Genomic DNA, 25,811 nt, shown 5'->3' with positions numbered 1-25,811 from the left:
GAAACTGGCGCGCCGACGGTCGTCGTCGCAGTGCTGCCGGTGGCCTCGTGTGCGAACACGCCCGAGGCTGGATCACGGCATCGCGAAGTGCTGGCCTGTGTGATCAGATTCCCCCAACGGCGCCGCATTGGGCCTCAAGGCTGCAATGGTTGTCTCGCTTCGATTGACCGCGAAGACGGTCTGGAGAATTGTGCCCAGACAAGTTGATCCGTTGTCAGATGTCATTCACAAAAGCGCTTCAGATTCTTCGCCTCGCCGAAATGTCCGCAGCCCGGCATCGCGGCGTTGCGCTTCAGGACATCGAGGAAGAGTTCTGCGTCGATCGTCGCACAGCGCAACGGATGACCAAAGCAATCGAGGACTTCTTCCCCATCGTCCAGATTTCTATCGATGAGGCGCAACGGAAATACTGGAAGGTTCGGACCTCCGATATCCGTCTCGCGCACGCGCAGGGCCTGAAGGATCGCGAGCTGGTGGCGCTCGACATGGCGATCCGCCGCGCGGAGCGGGACGGTATCGAGAAGGACGCTGCGAGCCTGCGGACGCTGCGGGAGCGCCTGCTGTCGATGATGCCGTCACCTCATGCGCGAAGGGCGGAATCCGATGCCGAGGCGCTGCTTGAGGCGCAAGGATTCGCTTCCCGGCCCGGCCCGCGCGTGCGCGCCGATCCGACGCTGCTGGACGCCATCACCGAAGCGCTGCGCGCACCGTTCCGGCTGACTTTCCTATACCAGGGAGCGCGCGACGGAGCCGCTCGGGAACGGCGGGTCGAGCCCTACGGGCTGCTGCTCGGCACCCGGCCTTATCTCGTTGCGCGGCCGGTCGGGGAGGACGGCAGCCTGAGACGATTCAGGCTGGACCGGATGCAGCGCGCGCGGGTCGACGGTCAGAGCTTTTCGCGCGATCCGGATTTCGACCTGGCGGCCCATGCCGCGGAGGGTTTTGGCTCCTACCATGAGGCGGGCGAATACGGAGAGGTGGTGTGGCGGTTCCGTCCGGAGGCCGCGGCGATCGCGCGCGATTTCGTGTTTCATCCCGATCAGGCGCTCACCGAGGAGCCGGACGGCGCCTTGACGGTTCGGTTCTTCGCGTCGGGTCTCCTCGAGATGGCCTGGCATCTCTACCAATGGGGCGATCGGGTGGAGGTGCTGGCGCCGCCGCGGCTCGCCGAGATGGTCGCTGCGCATCGGAGGTCGGACTTTCCATCTCCGCCTTAGCCCGTCCTTGCCGCGAGACCGCGGAAATCGTCCCGGCCGAACATCCTGCCGGCGAGCATCCGACGGATCGTCCCGCGATGCCTCCCGATATGTTCCGGCGAGGGGGCGACAGGTTCTGTCGCGGTCAGTAACCAAGTGTTGGGACATCCGGCCGCTGCCGGCGCTGCATGCCCTTTTTACGGAGTCGCCAATGACATTCCGCTTCATCCACAGCTCGGACCTGCATCTCGGCCGACGGTTCGCAAACATCCCTCAGCCGCCCGACGACAACATCAGGGGCCGGCTGATGGAGGCCCGTCACGGGGCGATCGACCGTCTTGCGAGGGCCGCCCGGTCACACGGCGCTACCCATGTGCTGCTGGCGGGCGATACATTCGACACCCCGACACCCTCGGCGGGTGTGCTTCGGCAGGCGCTCGCCGCGATGGCCGGGGCAGGGGATATGCAGTGGTGGCTGCTCCCCGGCAACCACGACAATCTGCGCGACGCAGAGCCGCTGTGGGATGCGATCCGACGCGACTGTCCGCCGAACGTCCATCCGGTCATCGAGGCGATGCCGGTGGAGCTGGACGAAGGCGCAACGCTGCTGCCTTGTCCCATTGCCTGGCGCTCTGCGGGCCGCGATGCCAGCGAGGCGCTGGTGACGATGCCGAGCGACGAGGGAGCGCTGCGGCTCGGGCTTGCTCATGGCGGCGTGACCGATTTCACGGAGACGGGCGAGAGCATCCCTCCGGACCGGGACCGCTCGGCGAGGCTCGACTATCTTGCGCTCGGGGATTGGCACGGGCGGATGGAGGTCGGTCCACGCGTGCAGTATCCCGGCAGCCCGGAGCAGGACCGGTTCAAGCATGGACGTCGAGGCGTCTGCCTTGCGGTGACGATGGATGGCGTCGGGGCGAGCCCGCGCGTCGAGGAGATCGAGACCGGAGAATTTCTCTGGACCGAAGCGGAGCTTGCGCTCGGCCCGCGGCAGGATGCGGCGGACGCCCTGGAAGCCCTTCTGCCCGCTGAACATCCGCGTGACACGCTGATCAGAGTGCGGGCAACTGGATGGTCGGGGCTGCCCGAGCAGGCCGATCTGCGTCGCGCCGCCGAACGGCGCGGCCCGCAATTCGGATATTTCGAGCTCGTCACAGCCGCTCTGGGCACCCATTACGAGCAGGCCGATCTCGACGAGATCGATCGGGCCGGGGCATTGCGCCTGGCGGCCGAGGCGTTGTTGACCGAGGCCGAGGACGTCGCGCAGGACAGTCGCGAACGCGAAGTCGCCGCCGACGCGCTCGCCCGTCTCTATGCTTTCGTGAAGGAGGTCGCGCAATGAAACTCCGGTCGATCACTCTCAATAACGTGCGCCGCTTCACGGACGTGACGCGGATCGACGGGATCGGCGACGGTCTTAACCTGCTCTGCGAACCGAACGAGCAGGGCAAGTCCACGCTGTTCGATGCCATCCAGGCGCTGTTCTTCGTCGCACACGGCTCGCAGACCCGGGAGGTGAAGGCGCTGCGACCGCATGCCGGCGGTGCGCCGGAGGTCACGGTCGAAGTGGAGATCGACGAGGATCGTTTCGTCATCGCCAAGCGCTGGCTCTCGAAACCGTCGGTCACGGTGACGCAGGAGGGACGGCTCGTCGCGCAGGCGGACGAAGCGGAGGCGTGGATCGGCCGGCTTCTCGGAGGCGGCGATGGCGGGCCGTCCGGGCTGGTCTGGGTGCGTCAGGGGATGACGGCGCTCGGCGGAGGATCGAAAAAGGATCAGGAAGCGGCGCTCGCGGCGCGGCGCGACCTGATGTCCTCGGTCGGTCACGAGGTCGAGGCGATGACCGGTGGTCGACGCATGGACGACGCGCTCGCGCGGTGTCGATCGGAGTTGAGCGACTACGCCACCGGAACTGGCCGGCCCCGGACCGGCGGCTCCTGGAAGGCTGCCCAGGAGCGTGTTGAGGCCCTGGAGGCGCGGCACGCGGAACTCTCCGCAACAGCCGACATGCTGCACGAGGCGCTGGAGATGCGGAAGCGGCGGCGCCGCGATCTCGCCGAACTGGAGGCGCCGGAGGCGGCCGCGGCGCGGGAGTTGCGCCTGAAGGAGGCGGGCGAGGCGCATGAAGCCGCTTTGCGCCATGCCGAAGCGGTGGAGTTCGCGGCGCGCAAGGTCGAGGCCGCGCGGCTCGCGGTTGCAAACACGCAGGGGCGGCTCGAGACGCTGCGCGCGGTGCTGGCCGAACACGAGGCGGCGAGTGCGCAGACGTGTGAGGCCCGCAGTGCCGCCGAGACCGCACAGGGTGAAAACGCGACGGCGCTCGCCGCGCGCGATGACGCCCAGGCCGCGCTCGATGTCGCGCTGGACCGCCTCAAGGCCGCCGAAGTGGCGCGGCGCGCAGCACAGCGCCGGAAGGCGGCTCAGGATGGGGCGACGCGCCGGGCGGAGTTGAGCGATCGCATCGGAAAGGCGGAGGCTGCGCGGCAGGCAATGGAGGAGGCCGCGGCGGCGGCGCTGCTCGGGCCGGATGCGAAGACGCTGCGCAATCTCGAGGCGCTCGCATCGGACGTCGCCGCGGTCCGCGCCGCGCGCGACGCGGCGGCCACAAAGATCATCGTGCGCTACAGCGAGGGGCGAGACGGTGCGATCCGGCTCGATGGTGCGCCGGTGCCAGATAGTCGCCTGGTCTCAGTGCCGCATCGGGCCCGCCTCGTGATCGAGGGCGTGGGCGAACTGGAAGTCTCCCCCGGTGCTGCCGAGCAGGACGGAACGTCCGTAGAAACCGCAGAGCGGAGACTGCACGACGCGCTCGATGCCGCAGGTGCACCCGATCTCGCCACGGCGCGCCTGGCCGCCGAGGCGCGCGCTGAGGCCGAACGGCGCCGACGCGAGGCGCAGGCCGTCTTCGAGAGCCTTGCGCCGGACGGAATCGATCCGCTGCGCGCGGCGCTCGCGGCCATCCCGGAGGCCGCAGAAGACGAGGGTCCGGACCTGCCAGAGGCGGAGGCGGCGGTCGCGACGGCAGAGGAGGCGCGGATCGCCGCTCAGTCGGCCCGAGATACCGCGGCGGAGCGGCTCTCGGATGCCCGTTCCGCCCTTGCGCGCGCCGAGACGGCCGCCGCCGGCGCCGAAGACAGATTGGCGCGCGCAAGTGCAACCCTGGAGCGACAGGAAGGGACCATGGAGGACGCGCTCGCCACCGAATTCGATCGTGCTTCTACCGCACTGCGGGCGGCCGAGGCGGTCCACGCCGAGATGACCCGCAGCGCTCCGGACCTGGCCGCCGCCGAGGCGTCGCTGAAGCGGGCAAGGTCGGTCGCGGAGGAGGCGCGCAGTGTGGTTGCCCGGCTGAAGCCGGAGATCGCCATGCTCGACGAGCGGATCTCGCGCGGTTCCGGAGACGCAGTGGAGGAACGTCTCGCCGAGGCCGCTCAGGAACTGGACGCGGCCCGGGTTGACCTCGACCGGATCGAGCACGAGGTGGCAGTCCTTCGGCGTCTGGAGACCGCGCTTGAGGCGGCAAAGACTGGGGCGCGCGAGCGGTATTTCGCTCCGATCGCGGCTGAACTGAAGCCGCTTCTCCGTCTGCTCTGGCCCGAGGCCGATCTCACCTGGGGTGACGAGACGCTGCTGCCCGATGCCCTGGTTCGGAAGGGCAGGCCGGAGCCCCTCGAGATCCTCTCCGGCGGAACGCAGGAGCAGGTGGCGCTTCTGGTCCGGCTCGCCTTCGCCCGGATGCTGGCACGGGCCGGTCGGCATGCCCCGGTGATCCTCGACGACGCCCTGGTCTTTACCGACGACGATCGCATCGAGCGCATGTTCGACGCGCTGCACCGGCAGGCCGGCGACCTTCAGATCCTCGTGTTGTCATGTCGCCAGCGGGCGTTTCGCGATCTTGGCGGGCACGTGCTGAGATTGACGGCGACTGGCGTCGAGGAGAATGCGGCATGATGTGGAGGGACGGCGAGATCCGTCTGTCGGCCTCCGATTTGATGCGGTTCATGGCCTGCTCACATGCCAGTTTCCTCGACCTCGAACGGCTGCATGGACGAGGCCCGGAGCCGGGGGAGGACAGCGAGGACGCGACGTTGCTCCAGCGGCACGGCGACGCGCACGAGGAAAAGCACCTGGCGAGTCTTCGGGCCCTCGGCGGCGTGGTCGAGATCGATCGCGACCAGACGTTCGCCGACGCGGTGAATGGAACCCGCGCGGCGCTCAGGTCCGGCGCGCCGATCGTCTTCCAAGGGGCACTCGAGGGGGGTGTCTGGGGCGGATGGTCGGACTTCCTGGAGCGCGTCGAGACCCCTTCCGGTCTCGGACCGTTTTCCTACGAGGTCGCAGACACCAAGCTGAAGCGAAAGCCCTCGCCGTCGCACCTGCTCCAGCTCGTCCTCTATTCCGACCTGCTGGCACCGCTACAGGCCCGGGCACCGGAACACGCTCATGTCCTGCTGGGCGACGGCAGGCGCGCCTCCTTCCGCCTGGCCGAGTATTCCGCCTATGCCCGCGGCGCACGTGCGCGGCTGGAGAGCTTCGTGGCCGCTCCCTGGCCGACCCGGCCGGTTCCGTGTGCGGCCTGCGACCTTTGCCGTTGGCGCGAGCATTGTGCCGGTCAGTGGGAGGCGGATGACAGCCTGCACCGGATCGCGGGAATCAGCCGCTCGCAGGTGGGAAAGATCGAAGCGGCCGGGATCACCACCATGGCAGGTCTCGCCGCGCATGACCGGCGTATCCCGCGACTTGCCGAGCCCACGCTTGAGCGGCTCCGGCTGCAAGCGCGGCTACAGTCGGACCGGGCGCAGAAGGGGCCGCACCACGTCCTGTGCCCGGCCGTCGAGGGCAAGGGTTTCCACCTGCTCCCGGAGCCGGACCCCGGGGACCTGTTCTACGATATCGAAGGCGATCCGTTCTATGCGGAGGGCGCTGCGGACGGGCTGGAATACCTGCACGGCCTGTGGGACGGCTCCGGCTTCAGCGCGCTCTGGGCGCACGACCATCGCGAGGAACGTGACGCGCTCATCCGGCTGCTCGATATCTTCGAGGCTCGGATGAAGGCTCATCCGCGCGCCCATATCTACCACTACGCCCCCTACGAGATCACCGCGCTCCGCAGGCTCTGCACCCGGCATGGCGTCGGCGAGGCGCTGCTGGATCGGCTGTTGCGAGAGCGACGGTTCTGCGACCTCTATGCCGTCGTCCGAGGCGGCATCGCGGCGTCCGAGACGTCTTACTCGATCAAGGACATGGAGGCGCTCTACGGTTTCGCTCGCACGGGGGAGGTGAAGACGGCCGGCGGTTCGGTTGTGGCCTATGAAGCCTGGCGGGAGACGGGTGACGCGGACATTCTCGCCGAGATCGAGGACTACAACCGGCTGGACTGCATCTCGACCCGGGAACTGCGTGACTGGCTCGTGGCGCAGCGGCCCGACGAACCTTGGCCCGAGCCCGCGTCGCCGCAGGCAGAGACATATGACGAGCGGGAAGCCGAAGAAGACGCACTGCGCGATCGCCTCCTCTCGGCAGAACTTCCGGAGGGGCGCGGGCAGCTGCTGTTCGATCTCACGCAGTTCCACGCGCGCGAGGCCAAGCCGGCCGCCTGGGCGGTGTTCGACGCCGCGGCACGCACCTCGGAGGAGCTGTGCGAGGACATGGACTGCCTCGGGGGGCTGATCGCGACGGGAGCACAGGAGCCGGAGAAACGCTCCCTGAGGCGGAGTTACCGCTTCCCGCCCCAGGAGACGAAACTTCGCACGGGCAGGGAGGCCTGCATCGCGCTGGACGGCGGCATCGCCAAGGTCTCGGTCATCGAGCTCGACCGCCGCCGGGGGCAGGTCACCATCAAGATGGGGCCCAGCCAGGGCGACAGGATGCCCGACCGTCTCGATCTCCTCCCCACATTCGCGATCGGCGCCGCGCCGATTCCCTCTGCCATCCGCAAGATCGTCGAGGATCAGCTCGGGGACCGGGCGAACCGCGCGGCAGACGACCTGCTCGCGCGCCGCGCGCCGCGCTTCTCCGGCATCCCGCCGTTGTCTGTCGGCGACGACACGGATCCGGTGCAGGCGATGATCGCGGCAACCAGCGCGATGGATGCAACTATCCTGCCTGTCCAGGGACCGCCCGGCACGGGCAAGACCTTCGTCACAGCCCGCGCCATCCTGAACCTGGTGAGGCAGGGCAAGCGCGTGGCGGTCGCCTCGAATTCGCACGAGGCCATCCGGAATGTGCTCATGGGCTGCGTCGACGCTCTGGAGGATGGCGAGCTGCCTTTCGCCACGGGTTATGCGTCGCTCGCTCACAAGGGAAAGCGCGAGGATGCGCCGCTCGATCCGCCCTATGACCGGATTCACCTGGCGCGTGACAATGGCGATCCGGAACTCGCAGCGGCGGACGTGGTCGGCGGCACCTCCTGGCTGTTCGCGCGCGACGAGATGGCCGGCGCCTTCGACTACCTTTTCGTCGACGAGGCCGGTCAGGTTTCTCTCGCGAACCTGCTCGCAATGACGAACGCCGCGCGCAACGTGGTGCTGGTGGGCGACCCGAACCAATTGCCGCAGGTGATCCAGGGGGCGCATCCGCATCCCGCGAATCTCTCATGTCTCGACTGGATTCTGGACGGTGCAATCACCGTGCCGTCCGACCGGGGACTGTTCCTGCCGGTCACCCGCCGCATGCACCCCGAGATCTGTCGCTACATCTCGAGCCAGTTCTATGAAGACCGCCTCACCGCGCACGAGAGCACGTCGCGGCAGCGGATTGCCGCCGCGGGTCTTCCCGCCACGGGCGCATTTCTCGTTCCCGTCGCGCAGGAGGGCCGCGCGCAGGAATGCCCCGAGGAGATCGAGGCGATCCGACGCGTGGCCGCCTCGCTTCTCGACGGCACATGGACGGACCGCGCCGGCACGACCCGCCCGCTGCTGCACTCCGACATCATCGTCGTCGCGCCCTACAATGTGCAGGTCAATGCGCTTGCCGAGGCTTTGCCGGGCATCCGCGTCGGGACGGTGGACAAGTTCCAGGGGCAGGAGGCGCCGGTGGCGCTGGTGTCGATGACCGCGTCGTCGGCCGAAGAGACGTCGCGCGGGCTCGACTTCCTGCTGGCACGGGAACGCCTCAATGTCGCCATCAGCCGCGGCAAGGCATTAAGTCTCGTCTTCGCCTCGCCGCGGTTGACGGAGACCGCTTGCTCGACCGTTGAGCAGATGCGCCTCGTCAATGCCGTTTGCGCTCTGACGAGGTTCGACATCGAGGAGCAGGAATGAGCGCCGATCCCAAGACCGTCCCGGATTTTGAGAGCCTCAAGAAGCGACAACGGGCGATCCGGGACGAGTGGCCCAATGACTTCGCACTGCGCATTCATCGCTCGATCAGCTGGATCGGGCGGGCAGAGCACGAGACAGAGGACGCCGCCGCCGCGTTCCTGTTTCTTTGGATCGCTTTTAATGCCGCCTATGGCGGTGAGCGATCCGATCTTGGCGCACGCAACGACTTCGACGTCTTCTTCCGTCGCCTCGAACGCTTGGACGCGCAAGGTCGCCTTTACGGAATCGTCTGGTCTCGCTTTCTCGGGCCCATTCGCCTGTTTCTCGAAAACCGCTACGTTTTCGCACCATTCTGGCGGCACCATCATGGGGAAGCTGACGCCGCGGATTGGGAAGAGAGGTTCGAGGCGGCTCGGAGACGTTTTCACCGAGCGCTCGGGGAGCGGGAGACCGTCACCATTCTCTCCATGTTGTTTGACCGCCTCTATGTGCTGCGCAACCAGGTGATGCATGGCGGATCGACCTGGAATTCTGCGGTCAATCGCGATCAGTTGCGTGACGGAAGTGCGATCCTTGGCAGCTTCGTTTCGGTCATGGTCGACCTGATGATGGATGCGCCCGAGGAGGATTGGGGCGAGCCGATGTATCCAGTGGTGGAGGGGTGATGTGGGATGACGTGGATCGGCGGATCGCCGACAACGAGGCCGATGATGGCGCGCCGGTGCCGCTGCGGCATGCTCTCAGACGAAAGCTGGAGGAACTGGGCCTGGTGCCGAGCCACGCGACCAAGAAAATGGTCGCCTTTGCTCTGCCAGATGGTGCCCGCCTTCTGTGGAACATCGAGGGACGCGCAGACACGATGTTCCTGAGCGCCGATCGCACCGAGCGCGCGCGGAACGCCGGCTACGATGTCGGGCAGAGGCCCTTCATCGACGGCATGAAGGATGGAGGCCGTCACAGCGCTCTCAGCCGGGAGTGGTCGTTCGGGGAGGATGACGCAATTGCGGTCCGTATCGCCGATGCGGAGGAGTTGGAGAGGTTCGCCAAGGAGGTGCTCGAGATGACGGACGACCTATGCCTGCGGCCCGATGTGGTCGACCGCTGGGTCGCGAAACTGCTTCGCCAATTCCCGGGTCTTCAAAGATTCGACCAGCCAGACAACGATTTCGACGAGTCCGAACGGGATCATAAACTGGCAACTGCCGAGGCGCTGCACCGAGCCCTCGTTCAACGGGAGACGGAGGAGCGCGTCGCCGGGATCATCAAGGCGCTGAGTTCCGGCAACTTGCTCAACTGGCGGGTCACAGCTCCGCTGACGCCCACCGGCGACGCGGACCGCAGCCAAACCGATCCCGCTCTCCTCGCGATGGCCGAGGCGGCCTTGGGAGAAGCGGAGTCGCATGCGGAGGCGCTCGCGAGGTTCGTGGCCGAGTGGACGTCCGCGGTCCCCGGCAACCAGACAGATAGTGCTCGCCAGATCGGTGAATTCCTCTTGATGCATCTGTCTCCCAACCAGGGAATCTTCATTCGACATACCGTCCGGGAGGAGCTGTGGCGAGAAGCGACCGGGCAACGGTTTCCGGTGAACTCGGATATCGCCTCAATCTATCGAAACGAACATCGCTTCATGCGAGCCGTGCAAGCGGCGCTCACCACGCGAGGATTGCACCCTCGCGACATGATCGACGTGCAGAGCGCCCTCTGGGTCGTGCACAGCTACAAGGATGACACGATGACGGACGGGAACGCCGAGGAGCAGTTAGGCAATGCGGGAGAGACGATTCCGTCGGGTCCGCTGAACACCATCCTCTACGGCCCTCCGGGGACCGGAAAAACGTGGGAGACCGCGCAACGCGCCGTTGCGATATGCGATCCCGCGGCCGAGCTCGGTGATCGCGAGGCGGTCATGGCGCGCTATCGGGAATTGTGCACTCGGCATCGTATCGAGTTCGTGACCTTCCATCAGAGCTACGGCTACGAGGAATTCGTAGAGGGTCTTCGTCCGGAGACCGGAGAGGACGCGGATGGCGAGGCGGGGTTCCGTCTCGTCGCACGTGATGGCGTGTTGAAGCGCATCGCCGCGCGCGCCTCGTCTGCGCGCGGCGCTACGCCGGGTCCTTCGCTTGACGGTCGACGGGTTTTCAAGATGTCGCTCGGCCGCAATCGGGACGACGAGTTCTACCTGCGCGACGAGTGCCTGGAGGACGGCGTCATCCGCCTCGGCAACCCAGAGAACTTCGATTGGACGGACCCGTCCTTCGACAGCTATGACCGCATCTTCGAGCACTACAATCGGCTGAACCCCGGGACCCATGGCAATTCCGCCGCAATCGTCGGGCCCTTCACGCTGCGGGTCGCGATGCGCGAAGGGGATGTCATCATTGCGAGCGCAGGCACGACGGCCTTCCAGGCTATCGGCCTTGTCACCGGCCCCTGCGAATACGATCCCGACCGCCAGATCGACGACAAGACGCTCCGGCGCAAGGTGAGATGGGTCTGGACAACCGAGACTCCGCGCCCCGCCACCGACATCTACCAGCACGCATTTCGGCGGAATACGCTCTATCGACTCGTCGATGAGAAGCTCAACAAGGCGGCCTTGGAAGAGCTTCTGGCCGAGCCGTCCGATGCGCCCCCGCCGGCGCATGTGCTGATCATCGACGAGATCAATCGCGCCAACATCTCCAAGGTGATGGGGGAACTGATCACGCTCCTCGAAGAGGACAAGCGCGCGGGCGCAGAGAACGAACTGGCGGTGACGCTGCCGCATTCCGGTGACCGTTTCACGCTGCCCGGGAACCTGCACATCATCGGCACGATGAACACCGCCGACCGATCGATCGCGCTGCTCGACACTGCACTCCGCAGAAGGTTCCGGTTCGAACATCTCGCCCCTGACGGCGCTGCGCTTGCCGATTGGCAGCGTCGGGAAAGACCCAATCTACGTGGCGAAGGTGTCCGTGTGGAACTTGCGGCTGTGCTCGCTGCGATCAATCAACGAATCGAATGGCTTCTCGGCCCGGATCATCTCGTCGGGCATGGTTGGTTCATGAAGATCCGGAACGGCGATGATCTCGATGAGGTCATGGCGCACAAGGTCATCCCGCTGCTGCGTGAATACTTCCACGAGGATCTCGGCCGTGTGCGCGCGGTTCTGGGCGGCGGAAACGGTTTCCTGCGGCGCGAGCGCTTGCCGGTGCCTCCCGGGCTGGAGGATGGATACGCCGATGAACGGTGGCGCTACATTGACCGCTTCGATGAGGACGAGTTCTATGCTTGGTCCGCCTATGACGAACTCGTCTCGGGCCAGGACGACGATGCCGGCATGTCAGACGCTGAGGACGAGGAACGGGCCGCATGACCCGCGCGGTCTACAGCATGACCGAATGGGACGCGCTGGAGATCGGTCGTGGTGGTGTCCCCGTTGCAGTGGCGGATGCCTTGGCGGCCACTGCACGGCGGCAGGCGCGACATCTCCGACTTGGTCCGGACGACGTTCTCGTCCGCGGACACGGGGCGCTCAAGTCCGGTCAGGTCTGCGGCATCGTCTCGGTCCCTGGCACGACTGTGGAGATCCTGCCAAAGATCGCGCTCGATGCAACTGATGGTCGGAGCACCTTGATCCGGATGCTGGCCGTCGCCGAGGACGTGCGACTTTCCGGAGCGGAGCTCGCAGAAACTTCGAACGAGCAACACGACCTGCTGGAAGTTGTCTTGCGTCTATTTGCCCGCCGCGTCCTGGCTGCGCTCAAGGGAGGCGTGCCACGCGCCTACGTCGCGCATCGCGAGGACTTGGCGCTGCTTCGGGGCGCGCTCGACGTGACGCGGCAGTTGACCCGCCATGCGGCGCGCCCTGATCGCGTGGCGTGCCGCTTCGACGAGCTGTCCCCCGACATTCCGCTGAACATGATCATCGCGGCCGCCATTCGGACAGGGTGCAAGAACGCAAGGACCAACGTCACGCAGCGCCTCTTCGACGAAGCGCTCGTTCACTACGAGGAGGTCACCGTCTCTCGCCAACCGCTTGCTCTACGGGCGCATTTAGACCGGAGCACCGCGCATTGGCGCGAGGTGCTCGCGCTGGCGCGCTTGCTGCTGCGAAGTTCGCACCAGGGAACGCATGCGGGGGCAGGGCGCGGCTTCGCGCTGCTCTTCCCGATGCACGAACTCTTCGAATCCTTCGTTGCGCGTCTCGCCAGAAGCGTCTTCGGGATGCAGGCGCGGGTTCAGGACAGCCGCCATTGGGTGACCTCGTGCAATCGGTTCCGTCTCATTCCGGACCTGGTGATCGAATTGCCGGAACAGACGGTGATCCTTGACACCAAGTGGAAGACGCTGGACCCGGCGCATCACCGGCTCAACATAGCGCCGGCAGACGCCTATCAGATGCTTGCCTATGGCCACGCCTATCGTCGGCAAGGACGCGATCTTCGCCTGGTCCTCGCTTACCCTGCGCGGCCTGGAGAGGGGGGCGCGAAGGCGTCCTGGAACGTCCAAGGCTCGGAGATGCCGCTGGATATCGTGGCGCTTGAGGTCGCGGATCGGGCATCCGTTATCTCAGGACTGCGAAACCTTCACGCCATTCGTGAGAGCATTTGCTCAGCATGAACCCCAAGCCGCAACAGCCGGCGGAATCCGAAGTGTAGCGACGCTGCGGCAGTGCCGGATTTCAGTCGCAATCTCGTCACCCTCGCTGCAAAGTGAAATGCGCAACTGCAACAGCCGCGCCGAGCTGCTGCACTACGCAATCACGCCACTTGAAGACGTCGGATTTGCCGAGCTTTGTAGCTCAGTGATGCGGCGGAACGAATTTCAAGCCGCCAAGAGACGGACAGATTTCTGAGATGCTCATTGAACACCTGCAATCTTATGGCCACGCGGTCGTCAGCTTCATCATCGGCATAGCGCAACGCCTCACGAAGTCCGACAGCTCCCCGGGTCTCGTGGCAATGTTCTTGGTCGCCTGCCTGATCTTCTGCGGCGCTGCCTTTTTCTGGCGAACATGGAGACAGCAGAGAGCGATACAGGGCATGCAGTCGATCTTGGACGGCTACGCCGGTATCCCGGAATTCGCCGAGGGGTTCGAGACATTCCGGTCAGACCTCAAGACGCAGTGCCGCCGGTCCCGCGAGTCGTTCGATCTCTGGCAGGCTTGGGACGAATATGCGGAAACGATCGTTCCCGACGATGTCGACGGTCCGCTCCGGTTGCGAAACTCGATCCGCCCCTCCTCCTTCATCAATGCCGAAGATCTGGGATTCGGGCCCGGGTTCTATCGAATATTGCCCAATCTGTTCGTCTCCGTCGGCCTCCTGCTGACCTTTCTGGGCCTGGTTGCGGCTCTATTCGATTTCTCACATTCGATGGCTGCGGCCGGGCCGGGGTCTGACGCTGGCCTCGAAATGGCCATGACGAACTTCATGCAGATCGCCTCGGCCAAGTTCGTGATGTCCCTGGTCGGATTGTTCTGCTCGATCCTGTTCACCATGCTGCTGCGTCAGAGGCTTAGTCGGATCGACCGCGCGCTGCACAAGCTCTGTCTGTCGATTGAGCGTCGGCTCGTTTTCGTGAGCCTGGAAGATCTCGGATTCCGCCAGCTCAAGGCGGCCACGGAGCAACGCGAGCACCTTCGCGAGATCGGATTCGCCATGGTGGCCGAGCTTCGCAAGCCGCTCGAGGCCCTTCCGGAGCAGATCACGACGTCGATCGCGGAGCGGATGGACCCGATTTTCGAGAAGGTCAGCTCCATGGGAGCGTCCAGCGTCGAAGGCCTGGTGGGCGATCTCTCATCTCAACTCAGTCATTCGGTTGGGAATTCTCTCAACCGCGCAAGCGAGTCCCTGGGCGAAGCCTCGGACCGGATCGGGCAAATGGTCGACCGGATGAACGCATCGAACGCGCAGGCGGGCGAGGGCTTGCAGACGGCTCTCGGCCAGTTGTCGGGCGCCTTGCAGGACCTGCGGCAGGAGGTGTCCGCCACCGGCACCGCGGCCTCATCGGCGATGACCAAGGGAGCCGAGGAACTGCTTGCCGTCATGAACGAGACCCTCACCGGGATCAGGGACAACACCGCCGAGGGTGCGGGCGCGATGAGCGCGGCGGCCGACGACCTTCGCAAGTCGGCCGAAGGGTTCCGGCAGCAATTGGCGGCCGCCGTCGAGGACGGCACCGCCGCGGTGCAGGGCCGGATGGCGGAGACGTCCGAGGAAGCGGGACAGGCGATCACCGGCGCGGGGACGTCGCTGCTGACCGCGTTCGAGGCTACCAGCCGGCAGATCGCGCAACTCGGCACTGAGGTCGGGGACAGCGTGAGCGGTGAGATCCTGTCGAAGCTGGAAACGGTGAGCGACCAGTTGCAGGAGATGGCACGCGCCATCGAGCGGGGCGCGGCCGAAGCCCAGTCCGCGGCGAGCGGGCTGTCCGACGGCGCTCGCTCCATTGCCGGTGCCTCGACCACGTTCGATACAGCGAGCAGAACCCTCGTCGGGGCGACGGAACCGCTCCGAACCTCGCATGACCAGATCGAGCAGGGGCTGCGACGCCTCGACGGCACCGTCGAGAGGGTATCGGAGGCACTGACGATGAATTCCCGCCAGATGGCCGAGGATGCCGGCAACGTCCTGCGAACGGCCCAGACCGCTCTCGGCAACGAGCGGGAAGGGATCGCGCAATCGCTGGAGGCCACGCGTCACACGTTGCGCCAGCTCTCGGAGGAAGCCGCCAGGCTCGACGATATCGACGAGATGCTCGGCCGCGCGCTGGCCGCCTACAGCAGCCAGCTCGAGGCGGCACTCGGGACCGCGCAGGATCATGTCGTTCAGATGCGCGATACGCTGGCTCCGGGCCTCGACACGCTGAAAGGCGTTGTCGAACAGGCCGAGAGCTTCCTGCCCGCGCAGCGGCGGAGCGCGTGATGCGCGCGCAAGCCCGCCGAACCACCCAGGAGGAGGAAGAGGAGAGCGCGTTCGTCTCTATGACCGACATGACCGTCGGGTTCCTCTTCATCATCATGATCCTGCTGGTGTTCTTTGCCAGTCAGGTGCGCACCCAGGATGTGGTCGAGCGCGTGACATATGACGCGGTGGTGGCCGAGCGCGACGAGTGGCGCACGCTTGCGGCGGACCGCGCGGACCGGATCGCCGTTCTGGAAGAAGAGAAGGCCAGGCTGATCGAGACGCGTGACGCGCTGGTCCGCGACCTGGCCGAGGCGCAGGAGATGCTGACCCGGCTTTCGGCGCGCCTGGATGCTCTCATGGCCAATATCGCGGCACTTCAGCTTGAGCGCGACACGCTGAGGACCCGGGTGGCGGAACTACAGGATCGATTGCAGGCGCTCCTTGCCGAGAGGGCAGAGCTGGAAGCACAGATAGCGCGTCTGACGGAGGACGTCAGAGAACGCGACGACCGGATCGCGGAACTCGAAGCCAGGATCGCGGAGCTCGAAGCCAGGATCGCCGACCTCACGGCAATCGATCCGCTGGAAGCCTATCTCGCGCGGGTGGCAGAGACGCGGCGGATCATCCTGCTCCGTCTGCGACATGCGATCCTGCTCGACTTCCCGGAGCTGAAGGTCGAGTTGAGCGAAGAGAGCGACGCCCTTCGTTTCCAGGGAGAAGGGCTCTTCGTCTCCGGCCGCTCGTCGCTCACGGCGGACAAGCAGGCCATCGTCTCGCGCCTGGCGGAACGCCTGGACGAGGTACTGCCGTGCTTCACGCTCGGCCCGCGGTCCCGCTTCGACAAGGAGTGCAATGCCCACGCGATCCTGATCGAGGCGGTCCAGATCGAGGGTCATACCGACGATGTCGGAAGCGATTTCGTCAACCGGAACCTTTCGACCGCGCGCGCGAACACGACCTTCTTCGCCATGACCGCCGCAGCGGGCGGTCTCATGGACCACCGCAACCTGAAGGGACAGCCGGTCCTGTCGGTCGCGGCCTATGGTCCCGACCGGCCGGTCACCGGCAACGATACGGCGCAGGGCCGGGCGACAAATCGTCGGATCGATCTGAGGTTCATCATGGTGACGCCGCAGGACACCGACGGAATTGCGGCCATCCGGCGGGCGCTGGAGAATTCGGGCGAGGCAGAACCATGAGAGGCTCCGAGGCGATGCGCCAGCGCGCGCCGCTGACCTCCCGCGTCATGCCACCGCTCACGTCGCTCGACAGAGCGGTGGCGCGCATCGTCGCGCGATGGCCGGACGTGGTCGCGGTGCCCGAAGCGAAGGATCGCGAGGCTCTCGCCATGGAGATGCTGTTGCGGGTCACACGCTGGTCCTGGACCGACGTGAAGCTCTCCCGCGTCATGAGCGCCGCCGTTGCCGTGTTCGACGCGGACCGCCGCGACCGGCCGGACCTGGCCCCGGTGCGGGCCTTCTATCGCGAAGAGACGGGTCTCACGGACAGCCCGACCTTCCTGAAGGGCATGGTCGAGATCTACCTCGAAAGCTTCGACCCGGGATCGCCGCACACGACCATGCTTGCCGACGCCCTGTCTCGACGCAGGTCGGACTTCGATCGCCGCTCCGCCGCGCTGCTCGAGGCCTTGCCGGATCTGTTCGCGCCGGCGCGTGCCCCGGGAGCGGTGGCGGAGGTGATGCTCGCGGCGGAGGACCCTTACGCGGCGCTCAAGGCGCTTGGGTTCCGGTCACCGCATGCGATGGGCCTGGCACGGTGTGCCCACAGGGATTTCCTGCGTCTGCTGGCCCCAAAGCTGCGCGATGCGGACGCGCGGCGCCAGCTTTTCGCCTGGTTGGCGCCGTCGCGAAATTCCGTCTTGCAGGCCGGGGCGGGCCTGGCCGTCGAAGCGCTGCTTCGCGCCTGGGGCGACAGGATGCCGCCGGACGAAGTCCGCGGCGAGATCACCGAGTTCGTCGTTTCCGTCTACAACGATCCGCGCACGCATCAGGGCGGAATCTGGTCGGCGTTCGATGCGACCCTTAAGGCGATCTTCCTGCGCTGGCTGACCAAGCAGGACATGCTCTTCTTCTGCGACATGGTGACGGCAACCCAGACCAGCCACATGTGGGCGCCGCGCCGCAATTTCTGGCTCGGGCTCTACGAAGACGGTCGCATCGACGAGGCCTGGGTCGCCTTCGGCAGCTCCGCTCGCGACTACGCGCAGCGCAACCTCCTGCGCTCCGGCGCGACGGACATCAACCGCCGCTTCGGCCGCCAGCATGACCGCGGCGGGAGCACCTCGCTGCTGATCATGCGGATCGGCAACAAGATCGTCGTCGACGGCTGCCACAGCTACAGAACGCACATCTTCCGGCGGGACGACCCGGATGCACCCGCGCTCTACGGTCAGCACTACTATTGCGACAGGATCATGCGACGCTCCAGGAACGCGAAATCACACAGTTCCATCCCCGCCTGGGCCGACTGGGTGACGCGCAATGTCTGATGATCGCCTGCACTTCAGCGCCACGCAGGAGCATGTCGTGATCCGCTTTCCCGAGGCGCGGCGCGGGCTCCTGTCCAGGCTGGTCGGCAGTGCCCCGAGACGAACGTCGTTTCACGACCTGCCGGAGGATCAGCGCGATCTGCTCTTCGCGATCGGCGATCTGCGGGCATGGGGCGACATGCACGAGGGGGCGGTGGACATCGCCGGTGACCGGATTCGCGCGTCGCATGATGCCGTGGCCAGCCTGTCCTCCGCCTCGGCACGGGCCCTCGGACTGCCCGACGACGTCCATCTGACGCTGCGCACGGATGTGACCGGAACGCTTGGCAGGCCGGATTTCCGCCTCGCCTACGAGTGGAGCGACGCGGGGCGGCGGGTCGTGCCGCCACGGAACGGCGCGTTCCTGTCGACGGCCGACGGGGAACGACGCCTGCCGCTCTGGATGAAACGGGCACTGGATCTTGCCGACGGCCTCGACCCGGCCGCTCCGGTCGAGGAGCACTGGAGTATCCTCGCCGCGTTCCGCCGCGCGCTTGAGCCGGACGAGAGGGAGACTGACGCTCCCGGAGAAAGCCGGCCGGCGGCGAACCTGGCGATGACCGCCTTCCTGCGCGGGCTTGAGGTCCGGATCGCGAACAGGTTCTCCATCGCGCCGGATCACGGGCTCGGACAGTTCGAAGTGGTCCCGTATTCCTCGCGCAGTCTCGACGATCGTGGCGTGGCGGAGGGCGAGGTCCGCGAGTCGGATGCGGAGCTCTCGGGCGAGGCCCTGGCCGTCTTCCAGTATCGGTTCGCCCAGACCGGGGCGCGTGCGGCCTATCAGCTGGGCAACAACGCCTACCTGGTGGTCGACCCGAGCAGCCGGCCGGTGCTCGAGGAACTCGCGCGGGTGCAGCGGGCCGAGCGCGAGGAACGCAAGGCCTTCATCCGGAACCCGCGAGCTTTCATCACCGAGGCAGTCGCCCGGAACCTGGCGGCGGAAGGTGCCTTCGACGGCGTTGACGAGGCCGGACAGGAGGAAATGACCGCAGGCGTGGCGCAGGCGGGCTTCGTCGAGAGCCGGGAATATTCCGACCGGGTGACCGGCACGACGATCTACGAGCGGCCTGCCACCCCGATCGAGGGAAGCGGCACCGCCTGGCTGCCCGAAGTGTTCAGCGCGGCCGTGGCCGAAGCGATCGGGGAGATGTCGACGCCGGATCTCGAGGCGTTGCGCGACGACATGGCGGCCACGCTGGTGGCGGGGAGCGATGTGCCGGCGCATGTCGGGACCGAGCAGGTCCAGGTGACGCCGGAGCGCCTGGCGGCCGTCGAGGCGGTTCTGAAGTCGCGGCAAGAGGCGGAACCGGACAGCCCGGACACGCCCGGCGAGGAGCCCGAGACCGAGCAATCGCGGCCGATCATCCTCGACACGCTCGACAATTTCGAGGAGGTCGCCTGGCGCGCCAAGCTTGCGTCGAGGATACCGGGCGTCGCCTGCAATGTGCCCGACACGATCGTGACCCCGCTCAGGCCGCACCAGATCGACAGCTTCGACTGGGCCACGCGCGCCTGGTGCGGCGGCCTTCCGGGCATCCTGAACGCGGACGAGCAGGGGCTGGGCAAGACGCTCCAGACCATCGCCTTTCTCGCCTGGCTTCAGACGCACATGCGGACGTCAATCGCGGCCGAGCGCGGCCCGATCCTCGTCGTCGCGCCGACGTCGCTGCTGAAGACGTGGGAAGCGGAGGTCGAACGTCATGTTGCGCCGCGATCATTCGGGCACCTGACGCGCCTTTACGGCTCGTTTCTCGGCGGCCACAAGGTCGCCTCCGCGCGAGGGACGGAGACCGTGAACGGCCTGCCGCTGCTGGACCTGGACTGGCTCGACGAGGCGGTCAGGGAGGGGAGGGCGCATCGCCACTGGTTACTGACCACCTACACAACGCTTGCCAACTACCAGCATTCCCTGGGCGGAATACGCTTCTCGGCGCTGGTGATGGACGAGATCCAGAACATCAAGAACCGGGATACCATCGCCTCAAAGGCCGCCGAGGCGATGAATGCCGACTTCCGGATCGGTCTCACCGGCACGCCGATCGAGAACTCGACGATGGATCTCTGGACCATCATGGACAGGCTTGCGCCCGGGGCCCTGGGCGCGGGCGCCGACTTCCGGCGCCGCTACGGATCGCCGGATGTCGCAAACATGGCCGAGCTGCACGCGCGGGTGTTCCAGTCACGTGGGGATCTGCCACCGCTCGGCCTCAGGCGTCTGAAGGACGAGGTCGCGACGGATCTTCCCGGGAAGACCCGGCTGATGCATCCGCGGCTCATGCCGCCGGCGCAGTCCAGTTCCTACGATGAGGCGCGGGCGAAACTCGCCAGCGGAGGGCCGGGCGCAGCGCTGAAGATGCTGCACCACATACGCTCGGTATCCGTGCACCCGTCCCTCCACCAGGTCGCGCCGCCGCGGGAATTCGTCGAGATGAGCGCCCGTCTGGCAGCGGTGATCGGCATCCTGGAGCGGGTCGCAGCGGCCGGGGAGCGGGCACTTGTCTTCATCGAGCACCGGGAGATGCAGTTCCGGTTCGCGGAGCTCCTTAGGCACTTCTTCGGCCTGAACCGCGTCGACGTGATCAACGGCGACACGCCGATCCCGCGGCGACAGGCGATCGTCGACCGCTTCCAGCAGCATCTCACCGGCGACGGCGGGGGGTTCGATGTGCTGATCCTCGGCCCCAAGGCCGCGGGCACGGGCCTGACGCTCACCGCCGCGACGCACGTGGTCCACCTGTCGCGCTGGTGGAACCCGGCCGTCGAGGAGCAGTGCAACGACCGGGTGCACCGGATCGGGCAGGCGCGGCCGGTCACGGTGCACGTCCCGCTGGCGATCCATCCCGGCTACCGGGAACATTCCTTCGACTGCCTGCTCCAGAGCCTGATGCAGCGCAAGCGCCGCATGGCCTCCCGGGCGCTCTGGCCGATGGGCGACACGCGCGAGGATCTTGCCGGTCTCCAGACCGGCCTCGGCCAGGAGGGCGACGACCGGCGGAGCGGCGATATCGTTGCCGACACCATGAGCAGGCTGTTCGAGCGCGATGGTCTGGCGGCCTCGCCGCCGGATTCCTCCGGCGCATACGTCGTCGCCTGACAAGGTGGTTCGCTGCGGCTCACGGGGCACCCGACCAAGGTGAGCGTGGGGCCCGTGATCGCACGGCGCTGAATGCTGGCGGGGCGATTGCCGCGATTCGACCCGGAGGAATTGACAATCGGGCTCAGCGGAATTGCTCTGTCGGGACAACCAGCTGCAAAGGTATCATGCCAGCATTCCGACGCGTCCTGTTCAGTCTGCCCCTCCTGTTTCTGCCCCTGGTCTGCACGGCCGAAGAGGCGTCGGATGAATGCCGGGGGTGGCTTTCCGATGATTTCTACCGCTCGGCCACGGCCGGCGACGTTCGCGGCTGCCTCTCCGCCGGCCGCGGGCTCGACGAGCGCACCGGCACGGGCGAGACGCCCCTGCACCTGGCCGCCGCGCATGGCAATGGCGCCGAGCTCGTCCGCGCGCTCCTTGCCGAGGGGGCCGATGTCGCGTTGACGACCGCCGAGAACCGCACGCCGCTTGCGACGGCGGCGGCGGAAGGCAGCAGCGCGGCGGTGATATCCTACCTGATCGTCTGGGGGGCCGATCCGAACGCGAGACTGTCGACGGATAGCTGTCGCCTTCCGCTGCGGACCTGTGCGGAGACTTCATTGCACCTCGCGGCGCGGCGCCCGGACGGGGCCGCGATCATGGCGGCACTTGTCGCTGGAGGGGCCGAGGTCGGTTCGGTGAACGAGCAGGTTCAGACCCCGCTGCATCTGGCTGCGAAGAATGCCGGGCTCGCCGAGGTCCGCCTGCTGCTTCAGGCGGGAGCGGATGTCGACGCGACCGACGAGGACGGCGAGACACCTCTGCACGAATTGACGCGACTCCCGAACGCCTCGCCCGAAACTGTCTCCGCGTTTCTCGACGCCGGTGCTTCGCCGGACGCCCGCGCTGAGGAAGGCGTAACGCCGCTCCTGCTGGCAACGGCCTACACGGAGTCGCCGGAGGTCTTCAACAGCCTTCTCGGTGCGTCGAGCGAGCCCTGCTACGAAGACGAGCGTGGCCGTTCCGTGATCATGCTCTACGAGCGCAACGCTGCGCTTGTGAAGGATGCGCGATACTGGAACCTGCATGAGAGGTGCGCCGAGTGACCCGGCGTCCTGACGGCGCCGTGGTCAAACTCGCGCGTGCCGTGACGACGCTGGCCCGGCGGGCCTCTATCCTGCTCGTGATACTGGCGCTCCTGGTCTTCAATATCCTCTCCTTCGCGGTGGAGCCGATCGCGGAGGCGATGCTGAGCCTCACGAGACTCATGCCGCTGGACGCCGTGGTATCCACGCCGTCGGAACTTTCGACGCTCCGGACGAAGCTAACCGACCTCGACACCGAAAATCGCCGGCTCTCCACACTGGCAGAGACGCGTGCGGTCAGGATCGACGGTTTGTCGCAGGAGAATCGAAAGCTTTCGGCCGAGAAGGTCGAGATCGAGGATCGGGCGCGTCGCGCTGAACAGCTGGCAGCGGATCGTGCCATCAGAATTCGGGGACTTTCCGCCGCCAACGACGAATTGTCGGACAGGGTCGGGCGCCTCGGCAGCCAACTCCGCACGGCTGAAGACCACCTCGCGACGCAGATGCGTCGCGTCGACCGGGTGACGGCTCGGATAACGCGGCGTGCCGCGACCAATGCGGCCCGTAATGTGGGGGCGATCCCTCTGGAGAGCGTGCCCATACTCGGCGTAGCGACAATCTTGGGGGTCACGGCCCTGGAGCTGCGTGATGCGTGCCGCACCGCATCGGACATGGAGACCTTGCGGGAGAGGTCGGGCATCCAGCCCGCGGTCCCTGGCATCGTCTCCGGAGCCTGCTCCTACGTGGTGGAGCAGAGAAAGCTCCCGAGCGAAATGACGATCCAGCAGTGTCGCGACCAAGCCGCGAAGACGCGCGTGCGGCTGGGCGAGGCCGCGGGGCGGAAGGTCGACGAGCAGTGCGACTGTCTCGAGCTTCCCGACGGCTGTCCAGTGCCCGAGCCGGAGGAGCCGCCGGATCAGACTCCGCTGCCATGACGGGCACAGACCCTGGGAACGGGCTGTCCGTGCCGGCCGTCGCGCACCTAAATGCGCCCCGAACAGCAGGGTCGCGATGATCCGACAATCCTCGTCTCGCAGCGCTCTTGCGCCGGGGCACAAGTTACGGCACTTCTGATGTCACATTGTGGAGTCGGACAGGAATCGATCTCCAAAAGCGTCGCGTTTTCAGTGCTTCGAGGCTCCGTCTCCGGCCCCTGCCGCCGGAGCCAAAATTCTCTAGCTACCTGAAATAACTGACTTTTCGTCAGTGATGCTTCTTTCGGTTCGGCAGCGTGAACGATCCGTGTTGAGCATTCCTCTTCGAACGTAGAGCGGCGCATGCGGGTTGCGCGGCGCGGCGGTGTGCCGCAGTTTCCTTGCGGGGCGCAAGGACGAGGGGTGGCATGAGGGGTGCCGAATTCGCGGAGATTCTTCGCAGTGCAATCGACGCGGCGGTCCGGCCCCAGGAATGGGACGGCGTCTGCGACCGGATCGTGGCCAGCAGCGATTTTCCGGCCTTCTTCATCTTCGAGTACGATTCGACCAACAGCCAGGTCCCGATCATGCATCTGTCCCGCGCGATCCGCGAGGGCGGCATGGACCTGGTCGACGACCTGATCGGCGGCCGGGCGCCCCAGGCCGAGACCGAGCTCTACGGGCAGCTCGTCGATCTGCCGCCCTATCGCCACAGCTTCGAGCACGAGGTGCTGGGATTCGGCGCGAATGATGCGTTGCCGCCGAATGCGATCCGCGACGCCATCCTGAACGTGACCGGCGCGCGCTGGCGGTTCGGCGGGCGGCTCAACGATTTCGGCCCGGTCATCGATATCGCCAGCGGCCATCTGGGCGGTCCCACCGCAGAGCTGCCCGCCGACATCCGCGCGAATGTCGACGTGCTGTTCAGCGTCGTGGGCAAGTCGCTCGAAACCGGGCGGGTGATCCGCAGACTCGTGCGGAGCTATCAGGCGATGCTCGATTTCTTCGATACGCTCGATTTCGGTGCGGCCTTCTGCGATGCGGAGGGGCGCATCGTCGTCTCGAACCGCCAGTTCGGCGAACTCGCCGCCGAGAGGGACGGGCTGACCGACGTCGGCGGGATCGCCGGGGCCACGCATCCCGAGGACCGGCCGCGGATGCGGGGCATCATCCATGGCGCGACCCGGCCCGCCGCGCGCCCCGAGGACCTGATCATGAGCCTGCGGCGCCGCTCGCAGGGGGTGCCTTTCGTCGCCCGCACCCTGCCGCTGCGCGACGCGCAGACCGGTGTCGACGCGCCGCTTGCGCTTCTGCTGGTCTTCGACGTCGAGCGGCGGGGCATCCTGACGAGCGAGGGGCTGTCGGCCTTCGGGATCCTGTCGCCCGAGGAACTCGCGATCTGCGACATGCTGGTGCAGGGCGCCGGCGCCGCCGAAATCTCGCGAAGCCAGGACACCACGCCGGGCGCCGCGGCGGCGCGGATCGACGGCATCACCGCAAAGCTCGCCTGCCGCAACCGGCTGGACCTGGTTCGCCTCGCGATGATGACGAGCGCCCCGGTCCGGCGGGATCCGGGCTGAGGGGCCGCGGGTCGGCTTGATCCTCGTCAAGGTGCCGCCACGGTTGCGCGGCTAGGGTTTCCAGGTTTCATGCGGGGGAGTCCGTTATGCTCAAGACGCTTGTTCTTTCCGTCCTGTGCGCTCTGCTCGTCGCGACCGCGGCGCGGGCCGACCGGTTCTCGGCCGGCGAGGATGTCTACCTGTCGGGGTCCGACGCCGACGGCACCGAGCAGGCCGCGCGCGATCTCTTTGCCGCAGGCTTCGGGGTGCGCGTGGGCGCGCCGGTCGGGGCGGACGCGCATCTGGCGGGATTTTCCGTCACCGTTTCCGAACCGGTCGAGGGCAACCTCTATGCCGTCGGCAGCAGCCTGCGCCTCGCCGCGCCGATCGGCGCGGACGCGACCGTCGCGGGCTTTTCTGTCGAGACCGAGTCCGAGGGGCGGATCGATGGCAATGCCCGTCTCAGCGGCGGGACGGTCCGGGTCGGGGGACCAGTCGCGGGCGCGCTGGTGCTGTCGGGAGGCGACGTGACACTGGATGCGCCGGTGTCGGGCGACGTCTGGATCGCCGCCGGGAGCCTGCGGTTCGGGTCCGGAGCGCGGATCGACGGCACGCTGCGCTATGCCGCGCCGTCCCAGGTCGAGGTCCCCGACACCGTGATCGCCGCGTCGGATGTCACCTATGTCCCGCTCGATGTGGGCGAGGGCCGCGAGACGGCCGAGCGCTGGACCCGCGACATGCCCACGCCGGGACCGTTCGCCTTTGTCGCGGGCGTGGCGACGACGCTGGGGTTCCTTCTGGTGCTGGGCACCGTGCTGATCGCCTTCATGCCGGTGACGGTGCAGGCGCTGCGGCAGCGCGCGGCCGGGCGGCCGGGGCTGTCGCTGTTGATGGGCGTGCTGGGGCTCAGCGCGCTGTTCGGTCTGGTGCCGGTCAGCGCCCTGACGATCGTGGGGCTGCCGCTGATCCCGTTGGTTCTGCTGGCGCTCGTACTGGCCTGGACGCTGGGGTATCTGCTGGGGGTCTATTCGGTGGCGATGCGCGTGGTCGATGCGTTCCGCGAGGGCACGGCGCCGCAGGGAATGGCCGTCCGGGTGCTGGCGCTGCTGGCGGGGCTGGTGGTAGCCGTGCTGCTCAACTTCGTGCCGTTTCTCGGCTGGATGCTGAACGTGGCCTTGGTGCTGCTGGGGCTGGGCGCGATTACCGCCGCGCTCGGCGAAGCCCTGCTGCGCGGGCGGCCGGGGGCCGGACGCGTCTGAGGGGGCTAAAGCGGGCCCG

The 25,811-nt window shown here is 66.9% G+C and carries 15 protein-coding genes; all 15 read left to right on the top strand.

Annotation, left to right across the window (positions count from 1 at the left end):
* Positions 1–218: 218 nt before the first annotated feature.
* The 15 genes from BMZ25_RS00945 (at position 219) to BMZ25_RS00875 (ending at position 25,792) form a co-directional block, all read left to right on the top strand.
* Positions 219–1,217: a helix-turn-helix transcriptional regulator gene (locus BMZ25_RS00945; RefSeq protein ID WP_092687043.1), complete on the top strand. Its 999-nt coding sequence runs from the start codon at positions 219–221 to the stop codon at positions 1,215–1,217.
* Positions 1,218–1,407: 190 nt separating this feature from the next.
* Positions 1,408–2,538, top strand: a complete 1,131-nt coding sequence (locus BMZ25_RS00940; protein ID WP_092687040.1) for a metallophosphoesterase family protein — start codon at positions 1,408–1,410, stop codon at positions 2,536–2,538.
* Positions 2,535–5,147 carry an AAA family ATPase gene (locus BMZ25_RS00935; RefSeq protein WP_092687037.1) on the top strand — a complete coding sequence of 871 codons (2,613 nt, stop codon included), beginning with the start codon at positions 2,535–2,537 and terminating at the stop codon, positions 5,145–5,147. Before BMZ25_RS00940 ends, BMZ25_RS00935 begins: the two co-directional genes overlap by 4 nt.
* Complete coding sequence (locus BMZ25_RS00930; RefSeq protein WP_177190345.1) at positions 5,144–8,458, top strand: TM0106 family RecB-like putative nuclease; 3,315 nt, start codon at positions 5,144–5,146, stop codon at positions 8,456–8,458. The genes BMZ25_RS00935 and BMZ25_RS00930 overlap by 4 nt, the downstream gene beginning before the upstream one ends.
* Complete coding sequence (locus BMZ25_RS00925) at positions 8,455–9,123, top strand: HEPN domain-containing protein (RefSeq protein ID WP_177190344.1); 669 nt, start codon at positions 8,455–8,457, stop codon at positions 9,121–9,123. Before BMZ25_RS00930 ends, BMZ25_RS00925 begins: the two co-directional genes overlap by 4 nt.
* Positions 9,123–11,819: an AAA family ATPase gene (locus BMZ25_RS21020; protein ID WP_218142501.1), complete on the top strand. Its 2,697-nt coding sequence runs from the start codon at positions 9,123–9,125 to the stop codon at positions 11,817–11,819. The genes BMZ25_RS00925 and BMZ25_RS21020 overlap by 1 nt, the downstream gene beginning before the upstream one ends.
* Complete coding sequence (locus BMZ25_RS00915) at positions 11,816–13,066, top strand: McrC family protein (RefSeq protein WP_092687034.1); 1,251 nt, start codon at positions 11,816–11,818, stop codon at positions 13,064–13,066. The genes BMZ25_RS21020 and BMZ25_RS00915 overlap by 4 nt, the downstream gene beginning before the upstream one ends.
* A gap of 236 nt (positions 13,067–13,302) precedes the next feature.
* Positions 13,303–15,372, top strand: coding sequence for a hypothetical protein (locus BMZ25_RS00910; RefSeq protein WP_092687031.1), 2,070 nt, complete (start codon positions 13,303–13,305; stop codon positions 15,370–15,372).
* Positions 15,372–16,553, top strand: a complete 1,182-nt coding sequence (locus tag BMZ25_RS00905; protein WP_092687028.1) for an OmpA family protein — start codon at positions 15,372–15,374, stop codon at positions 16,551–16,553. The genes BMZ25_RS00910 and BMZ25_RS00905 overlap by 1 nt, the downstream gene beginning before the upstream one ends.
* A 14-nt stretch (positions 16,554–16,567) precedes the next feature.
* Complete coding sequence (locus BMZ25_RS00900) at positions 16,568–17,863, top strand: EH signature domain-containing protein (RefSeq protein WP_177190343.1); 1,296 nt, start codon at positions 16,568–16,570, stop codon at positions 17,861–17,863.
* Positions 17,856–20,996, top strand: a complete 3,141-nt coding sequence (locus tag BMZ25_RS00895; RefSeq protein WP_092687023.1) for a DEAD/DEAH box helicase — start codon at positions 17,856–17,858, stop codon at positions 20,994–20,996. Before BMZ25_RS00900 ends, BMZ25_RS00895 begins: the two co-directional genes overlap by 8 nt.
* A 167-nt stretch (positions 20,997–21,163) precedes the next feature.
* Positions 21,164–22,081, top strand: a complete 918-nt coding sequence (locus tag BMZ25_RS00890; protein ID WP_092687020.1) for an ankyrin repeat domain-containing protein — start codon at positions 21,164–21,166, stop codon at positions 22,079–22,081.
* The gene (locus tag BMZ25_RS00885) at positions 22,078–22,995 is read left to right on the top strand and encodes a hypothetical protein (RefSeq protein ID WP_143071471.1); all 918 of its coding nucleotides are present in this window, start codon (positions 22,078–22,080) and stop codon (positions 22,993–22,995) included. The genes BMZ25_RS00890 and BMZ25_RS00885 overlap by 4 nt, the downstream gene beginning before the upstream one ends.
* A gap of 407 nt (positions 22,996–23,402) precedes the next feature.
* Entirely contained in the window at positions 23,403–24,554 is a 1,152-nt protein-coding gene (locus BMZ25_RS00880) for a helix-turn-helix transcriptional regulator (RefSeq protein WP_092687014.1), read from the top strand.
* An 86-nt stretch (positions 24,555–24,640) separates the two neighbouring features.
* The gene (locus tag BMZ25_RS00875; RefSeq protein ID WP_092687011.1) at positions 24,641–25,792 is read left to right on the top strand and encodes a DUF8173 domain-containing protein; all 1,152 of its coding nucleotides are present in this window, start codon (positions 24,641–24,643) and stop codon (positions 25,790–25,792) included.
* The last annotated feature ends 19 nt before the right edge of the window (positions 25,793–25,811 follow it).

Source organism: Tranquillimonas rosea (assembly GCF_900111315.1).
In the GTDB taxonomy this organism is placed as follows: domain Bacteria; phylum Pseudomonadota; class Alphaproteobacteria; order Rhodobacterales; family Rhodobacteraceae; genus Tranquillimonas; species Tranquillimonas rosea.
Note: the sequence above shows the minus strand (reverse complement) of the source record. Positions and strands in the feature narration are given on the sequence as shown.